Raw genomic sequence first — 7,984 nt, forward strand, 5'->3', positions numbered from 1 at the left:
GCGAGAACCGCATCATCACCGATCCCGGCGCCAACGCGCGGCTCACGGGGACCGATGTCGAAACCTTCGCGGCCACCTGGACGAGCCCGGGCATCTTGCTCACACAGCTCGAGATACCAGTCGAGACGGCGGCACGCGCGCTTGCCATCGGCAAGGCGCGGGGGCTGACGACCATCCTTAATCCCGCACCTGGCCGCGCACTGCCGAAGGAGATCCTTGCGGACGTTGACATCCTAACGCCGAACCAGTCCGAAGCGCGCATCCTGCTGGGGCTCGACGCGGACGATCGGCAGGCCGACGCCGATTTAGCGGCAAGATTGCGCGGCCTCGGCGTCGGGCACGTCGTGATGACGCTGGGGGCGGATGGTGCGCTGATTGCGGGGCCTGACGGAATGATCAAGATCGCGAGCTACCCGGTCGAGGTCGTCGACACCACCGGGGCCGGAGATGCATTCAACGGGGCACTCGCTGCAGGGCTGGCCAGTGGATTGAACCTCGCTGACGCTGCTCGCCGCGGCACTGCGGCGGGCGCCCTCGCAGTCACAAGAAAGCTCGTGGTTCCGGCATTGCCCGATGCGGGTCAGATTTCAAAATTGATGAAAAACCGGACCGCTTGCGTATGAAGATTAAGGTCGCTTTGCTTCCCGCCAGCCCTCTGGGTATTGCCGGAGACGTTTGCATTGTCGTGGATGTGATCCGTGCCACGACAGCTCTCGTCGGACTTTTCGACGCGGGCAGCGATCGTGTGTTTGTCGGAGCATTTCGCTCCGACGTCGCCAAAGCGCGCGCCGCCGTGGGCGAGAATGGCGTTATTTGCGCGGAGCTGGATGATGGATCAACGCCCCTCGGATTCGATCATGAGCCCTCGCCGTCCCTCCTTTCCCGACTTGATCTGTCGGGTCGCTCCGCGATGCTGGCAACGGCCAATGGCACCCCAGCCATACTCACGGCAGTTCGCGAAGGCGCAGCCTTAGTACTGCTTGGTTCGCTGCGAAACCTGAATGCGGTAGCCCGGCGTGCGCTCGCGGAGGCGTCATCGCGCAATGCAGACATCACGATAATCTGCTCAGGCCAGCTGCGGAACTCACGCGTTGCGATTGAAGATAGCTATTGCGCCGGAATGATCGTTTCACAGTTTTGTGAACTTGCGAAGGATCACGCTGTTGAACTAGACGACTCCGCGTCGCTCGCTCACGGCTTCACAATCTCGCAAGATAGTGCAGTGAAGGTGTTACTGAGCTCGATGACCGGTCGCCGCTTCATCGGCAACTGCCGGCAGAACGATGTGGAGTTCTGTGCGCTCATCAATGAATCTACAATCGTTCCGGTCGTTGCCGCGCAGGGCGAAGACTCCGATCATCCGGTTTATCTCCTAGATGCCTAGTAGCGCAGTCGCCATCAGATTGATCAGTGGCCGACCTCGCGTCCTGGCCACAGCAGATCTTAGCCCGGAGGGCATCGCCACGCTCCGCGAAATAAGCGAGCTTAAGTTGCTCGGCTGGGCAGCCGGCGAGTGGTTCTGTGATCGCAAGCAGCTAATGGACGCAATTGCTGAAGCCGAGGTTGTGATAGCGGGATACGAGTGTTTTGACGAAGCGCTGCTGGCTGCCGCACCACAGCTTCGCGTCATCCTGTCAGTGCGCTCGGCCCCGCAAGCAAACATCGATGTGGCGGCCGCCACGGCACGGGGGATCGCTGTACTGCACACTCTCGGGCGAACGGATCACGGGGTTGCAGAGTTCACGGTTGCTCTCGCGCTGGGGCTTACTCGCCACCTCATCCCTGCCGGTGCATGGATTAGATCCCGCTCCCCCGAATTCGATTCCGGAGAGGACTTTTTTCGTGGTACGGTATGGGGTCGCGGCGCGAGTTCTCCGCAACTCGCATTCACGGGCATCGAGCTGCATGGTCGCACACTCGGTATCGTCGGCTTTGGGGCAATCGGTCGTGTCGTCGCCGAAAAGTTTTCCGGCTTTGGCATGAGCACTATTGTCCACGATCCTTATGTCGATAGCGCCGAGTTAAGAACTCTCGGGGTCGAACCGGTCTCACTCGACGAACTTCTGGCACGCTCGGCAATTATAACCTTGCACGCGCGGCTCAGCACGCAAACGCGCGGCATGATCGGCGCAGACCAGCTCGATCGGGTGGGGCGCGGCGCTTATCTCATCAACACAGGTCGGGCAGGCCTTATCGACACTGGCGCGCTACTGCGAGCCTTGGATCGCGAACAGATCGCCGGGGCCGCGATAGACGTCTTTGACACGGAGCCGCCTTCGGCGTGGGATCCGCTTGTTACTCATCCGCGCGTCCTTGCGACGCCTCATATCGCCGCGTGGACCGAAGAAATGCGCGTACGTCACACCCGCAGCATTGTGCAAAACCTGCAGCGGCTCTTGGCCGGCAAGCCTGGCAATCTGTCGAACCCCGAAGTTCTCACGATGGCGGGGAGGACCGAGCCTTGAAAATCATCGATGTCGCCTCGCGTCTCTATCACATCCCGCCGACAGTCTCCTGGGAGGACGCCACACACCGCGTCGCGAACCTCGAATTCATCATCACCCGCGTTACCACAGACGCTGGAATCGTTGGCGAGGGCTTTGCCTACACCACAGGGATCGGCGGAAGCGCCATTCTCGCCCTGATCGATGATTATTGCCGGACAATGCTCGTCGGACAAGATCCGCGACAGATCGAACGGCTTTGGTCGTTCCTCTACGGCCAATTGCATCGCAGCGGCACCGGCGGCATCAACACCCTCGCATTGGGCGCCATCGACATCGCGCTATGGGATATCGCGGCCAAATGGTATGACGTTCCACTATTCCGTCTGCTCGGCGCGCGGCGCGACAACATTCCCACCTATGGCAGTGGCATAGACCTCTTCCTCGACAGCGACGCTCTACTCAACCAGGTCGATGGATTGCTGGCAGCGGGCCACAAGGCGGTGAAGATCAAAATCGGTCGGGACAACGCCGAAGAAGATCTCGATCGGATCGTGGCCGTGAAGAAACTGATCGGTCCCACGCGACGACTGTTCGTCGACGCTAATCAGCGCTGGAACGTCTCCGACTGCATGATCCGACTGCAGAAACTCGCGGCGTTCGATCTTGGCTGGATCGAAGAGCCTCTCCACGCCGAGGATATTTGCGGGCACGCCGACCTACGCGGCTTCGTAGCGCTGCCGATTGCGGTCGGCGAGAGCCTATATACGCGGCATCAGTTTGCCGATTATCTGCAGGCCAATGCCGTCGACGTCGTCCAAGCGGACGTGTGCCGCGTCGGAGGTATCAGCGAGTGGCTGAAGATCGCCAATCTGTCGGCGTCCTTCCACCGACCCATGGCACCCCACTACATGTCCGAATTGTCCGTCGCGGTGATGTGTGCGATCGATAATGCGGACATCCTCGAATGCGTGCACGGCGGGAGCTTCTCCGAGATGGGCGTGCTTCAGACGGCGCTTCGGCTCGAGAACGGAGTGGCCTTCCCATTTGAGGCACCCGGACATGGAGTGGTATTCGACCACGAAAAGCTTGAACCCTTCGCGGTCGATCCTGCCGTACTGCGGACGCGGAATCTGCAGAGTGCAAAGTGAATGCGGCTTCATCACGCACGCACGGCGTTCGATTGCCATAACCTGCTGGGCGAAGGATGCAACTGGAGCGCATCGGACCAGAGCCTATGGTGGACAGATATTGAAGCAAAGTGCGTTTTACGGTGGGACGATAACGGAAGGATTGCAGCAGTACGCCAACTTCCTAATCGTGCTGCGTTTGTCTTTCCACGCGTGCGTGGCGGCTTCGTGCTCGGCTTTCCTAAGTCTATTGTTATCACGGACTCGACCTTCACCGACTTTTCGCAAGTGGCCGAGATCGAGCCGCATCTCACGCAAACCCGCGTCAACGACGCCGCCATCGATCCGTACGGCGGGATCGTCTTGGGCACATACAATGAACGCAGCTGTGAGCCGGTCGGAAGCGTCTATCGCCTCGCGCCCGATGGCGAGGTCGTTACGCTCTTCGGTGGCGTAACGGCGGCCAACGGACTGGCTTTTTCGCCCGACGGCCGGATCATGTATTTCACCGACACAACGGAGGGCACCATCCGGCGTTTCGCCCTAGCTCCGCAATTTACCGGTCTTGCCGAGATAGGCCCACTGGCAGGCCCGAATATCGCTCCGGGATCGCCTGATGGCGCCACCGTGGACATTGAAGGGGGGTACTGGAGCGCCAGGCTACGAGGCGGCTGTGTTGTCCGTATCGATCGAAACGGTCATGTCACAGATCGCGTCGATATGCCGAGTATGGCGCCGACCTGTGTGGCACTTGGCAGCGAGGATCTGAGAACGCTGTTCATAACCTCACGGCGAACCAGGCAATCGTCGGATGAGCTTCTTCGATTCCCCGAGTCCGGCAACCTCTTCCGCGTTGAGGTCGGTCAGGCTGGCCAACCGCCGTTCAGTTGCAGGGTCTAGCTGCCGAAGCGATCCTCGATGGCTTTCTTCATGTCGATACGTCGCCAGCGAACGACGCCATAGACGCCACGATCCGGACCCAACACGGCCAGTTCGGTCTGCTGCTCGTGAGACAACCGGGACGCTGGTCCCGGGGCGCATTCGTCCACAAGACCATCAGGGCCGGCCGTGTTGAACCCATGCGCCCCGGTTGCGTAGCGTCTGGCGATCCATCCCGACGGCCGGCTGCTCTGGCTCCCATCCTTTGAGTTCCGTGCAAGATGGTGAAGCTCCCCCGCCGAAAAGTACGTCCGTAACTTCACCGCTGATCCTATCGCCTCCTTCGGCATCGGTGAATCACCGCGCGCAAATCAGCCATAATACTAAAAGAGTCAGCAGCCAAGACCGTTGGCTTTAGTCCAAAGCACGACCCCGCCTCGGCCTCTGAAGGCCATTCAGCCTCGCTCGGCAGAGGGAGGTTCGGTTCATTTAGCATCTCCGCCGGGTGAAGAAACCCTCCCATAGTGGCAAGCTCTGACAGCGCTTCAAGCTGAGATGTGGGAACATTGTTTCGGCTTAGGACTACTGAATATTCCCCAGTAGCGTCGCCATGGCAGCAGTCATGGCGCTAGCATAGCTATCGGGATTCTTTACCTCAAACAGGAAGCGATTTGAGTCCGCACCGGCGTTCGTCCATGTCGTCACCCCATTCGGATCACACTTGATGTCGACAGGGAGGAAGCCAAAAATCGCATCGTCTTCGTTGGACCCCGCAATAATCTTCCCTACCTTGTCCACGGATTGTGACAGCATGTGGAAAAAGCCGGCGGTAGACCACATTAAGCGATCGGCATGGATGGTAAACCAGCTCGATGCGTCGCTCTGCGGCGCCAGCAGCGGCTGTAGGTAGCGGGCATCCGTTCGCGCCTCGAGTGAGTAGGTGAAGTAGCTTTGCAGGGCGGGCGACAACTTTGGCAGAACGTCGCTCTGCTTGAAATGATAGAAGGTACCGAACCTCTCGACCTTTCTGTCCGTCGAATCCCTCATGGTCTCGAAGCATGGCATCCAGTAAATTGGGCACGGGATGTCGAACGTGGCGGCGTAAGCGGCCGCATTGAGCTCAACATTGTACTCTGTCCCTCTCTGCTTCGCGACATCGGGATGGCCCGTGCCCGCGTTGAGGTAGATCCCGGTGCATTTGTCATGGAATAGATCCGGGTCAAGCTTGGCCGCAACGGCGAGATCACGGCAGGAGCCGACAATACTGATGTAAGCCGGCCCGTAGCTGTCGCGAAGGTACTTAAGAAGGAACTCCGCGCCGGCGCGGTCTCGCCTAGAAAGGGCATTAAGCGACGCCCGGTCATGCGTGTAGGGCATCGAGGAGCCGACAGCCATGTGGGTCGGTAACCCCGTGAGATAGCTTAGCTGCGCAACGCCGGTGACGTCCGGACTGCGGCCCGGGTAGTGATCGGGCGGGAAGTCAACCAGTACGCCGCCGAGCTCCAGTTGGCCCGATGCGGCAAGAGCGTAGACACAAGCAAGGTCCCAGTGATCATCGGGATCGATATAGGGACGAAACAGGTCGGTCTGGTGAAGCAATCGTACGGTCATGCGAATCCTCGAGGCTGTTCTTTTAACGCCCGACATCGCGACCGAGTCGGCGAAAAAGCATGCGCACGTTAAGTAATTTGTTGCAAGAATGCAATATCCTAATATTGCGAACTGCTCATGCTGTATAATAGCAATGACTCGGCTTAGGGAGGCCGCATGGCTCAGCCCAATAGAATTGCGGTGCGCGAAGCAGGCGCGGAATACGTGTTCCGCTATGCTTTCCGCTGGTAGCCGTGCTCTCTGGGGTGGAATTGACGTGAAGCAGTAATCACGCGCACGCTCGAATTCGAAGATAGAGTTCTTTCTGCCAAGAGACCGCGACATAGCAATGGTGCTCCAGAACTACGCGCTCTATCCGCACAAGAACGTGGCCGACAACATGGGCTTTTCGCTCAAGATCAAGGGTAGGCCGAAGGCCGAGATTGATGCCAAGGTGAAGCAGGCGGCCGAATCGATCTCGGCAAGCTGCTCGACCGGTTTCCGAAACAGCTATCGGGCGGGCAGCGCCAGCGTGTGGCCATGGGACGCGCCATTGTGCGCGACCCGGAAGTCTTCCTGTTCGATGAGCCTTTATCGAATCTCGACGCCTTCGTGTCGCGATGGGTGTCGAGATCAAGGAACTGCATCAGCGCCTCGGCACGATGATTGTCTATGTCACCCATGACCAGATCGAGGCGATGACCATGGCCGACAAGATCGTGGTGATGCGGGACGGCAAGGTGGAACAGGTCGGCGCGGGTTGTGTGCGTCAAGTTCTTGTGTGGATGCCAGCCATTTTGCAAGGAAGAACCTGAAGCATTGGACGCGTGATCGAGTGCGGTCATGTGTCAGGCCTTGATTTGCGGCCGTTCCATGTGCCGCGGGCCGGTATGGTGATGCGCGGATCAGGTCCAAATCAGCAAAGCGAGCTTGCGTGGGCTCTCAACTTGACTCTGGTTTTCCTGACCCCGATCTGATCGATCATTTGCCCATGCAGTTCATGCCTTCCTCACATCTCCGACGTCCCGGTCTCAGGTGCGTTGTTGCAAATCACGCAGGCACCGTCGCCGGATTCCGGTAGTCCTCCTGTTTCGTCAGCATGGCCCAGATGCCACACGCCATCCTTTTGGCCAGCGCGATTGCCACCAGCATGCGCGGTTTCTTCAACATCAAGCGGGCAAGCCAGGAACCGTCGGGCGCGCGCCTCCGAGACGCCCATCGAACCACAGCCATGGCGCCGATGATGAGCAACCGCCGAATATCTCGCTGGCCCATCTTCGATACCTTCCCTAATCGTTGCTTGCCGCCGCTCGACTTCTGCCGAGGGACCAGCCCGAGCCAGGCGGCGAAATCGCGACCGCACTTGAAAGCCTCCATCGGCGGCGCAAAGGTTTCAATGGCAAGGGCAGCGATAGGGCCGACACCGGGCATGGTTTGCAACCGCCGAGATGTTGCAGCTTGCTTGGACAGCGTGTCCATCGTCTTCTTCAATGCCGCGAGCCGGCTGCTCAACTGGTCGATTTGGTCAAGGAGAGCGCTGCAGACGTCGCGGACCAGATCCGGCAGGTCTGCGCTCTCGTCCTCGACGATCTCTGCCAGACGTGGCAGGTGGCCGATGCCTTGCGGAGCAACATAACCGAACTCATAGAGGTGCGCGCGCAGCGCATTCACCAATTCGGTTCGCTGATTCACGAACTGCTCTCTGGTGCGAAACACGATAGCCCGGGACTGCTGCTCCTTGGTCTTCGGTTCGACAAAGCGCATTGTCGGTCGTTGCGCTGCTTCGACGATCGCCTCCGCATCTGCGACGTCGTTCTTCTCTGGTTGCCGCCCTCGATGCAAGAGCCTTCCAACCTGATGTGCCCGGTGATCGAGTGCGTTCTTCTCTCAGGCCTTTTCCTTGCGGCCTTTCAAGAAGCCGCGGGCCGGTATGGTGATCTG

At 59.4% G+C, this 7,984-nt stretch carries 7 protein-coding genes and 1 pseudogene; 6 read left to right on the plus strand and 2 right to left on the minus strand.

The genetic code is table 11. The features are described 5' to 3' along the window. From EN807_RS31990 to EN807_RS32010, 5 genes are all read left to right on the plus strand, one after another. A partial coding sequence (locus tag EN807_RS31990; protein WP_189522655.1) for a PfkB family carbohydrate kinase occupies positions 1-623 on the plus strand: 623 nt, incomplete at its 5' end. Continuing rightward, a complete protein-coding gene (locus tag EN807_RS31995) occupies positions 620-1,384 on the plus strand; it encodes a 2-phosphosulfolactate phosphatase (RefSeq protein ID WP_127208387.1) in 765 nt (254 codons plus the stop codon). The genes EN807_RS31990 and EN807_RS31995, both read left to right, overlap by 4 nt. Then, entirely contained in the window at positions 1,377-2,465 is a 1,089-nt protein-coding gene (locus EN807_RS32000) for an NAD(P)-dependent oxidoreductase (RefSeq protein ID WP_127208388.1), read from the plus strand. The genes EN807_RS31995 and EN807_RS32000 overlap by 8 nt, the downstream gene beginning before the upstream one ends. Then, entirely contained in the window at positions 2,462-3,595 is a 1,134-nt protein-coding gene (locus EN807_RS32005) for a mandelate racemase/muconate lactonizing enzyme family protein (protein ID WP_164759472.1), read from the plus strand. The genes EN807_RS32000 and EN807_RS32005 overlap by 4 nt, the downstream gene beginning before the upstream one ends. Beyond that, on the plus strand, positions 3,596-4,474 hold the full coding sequence (locus EN807_RS32010) for an SMP-30/gluconolactonase/LRE family protein (RefSeq protein ID WP_127208390.1): 879 nt from the start codon (positions 3,596-3,598) through the stop codon (positions 4,472-4,474). 561 nt (positions 4,475-5,035) lie between these two features. On the opposite strand, the gene EN807_RS32015 is transcribed toward EN807_RS32010, so the two are convergent. Continuing rightward, positions 5,036-6,064: a hypothetical protein gene (locus tag EN807_RS32015; RefSeq protein ID WP_127208391.1), complete on the minus strand. Its 1,029-nt coding sequence runs from the start codon at positions 6,062-6,064 to the stop codon at positions 5,036-5,038. 307 nt (positions 6,065-6,371) lie between these two features. Here EN807_RS32015 and EN807_RS32020 point away from each other — a divergent pair. Then, positions 6,372-6,798: pseudogene (locus tag EN807_RS32020) on the plus strand (ATP-binding cassette domain-containing protein); the annotation flags it as partial. A 295-nt stretch (positions 6,799-7,093) separates the two neighbouring features. Here EN807_RS32020 and EN807_RS32025 read toward each other — a convergent pair. Then, positions 7,094-7,885, minus strand: a complete 792-nt coding sequence (locus EN807_RS32025; protein ID WP_135937901.1) for an IS110 family transposase — start codon at positions 7,883-7,885, stop codon at positions 7,094-7,096. Positions 7,886-7,984: the final 99 nt, after the last annotated feature.

The organism is Mesorhizobium sp. M5C.F.Ca.ET.164.01.1.1, assembly GCF_004792125.1.
GTDB lineage: Bacteria > Pseudomonadota > Alphaproteobacteria > Rhizobiales > Rhizobiaceae > Mesorhizobium > Mesorhizobium wenxiniae.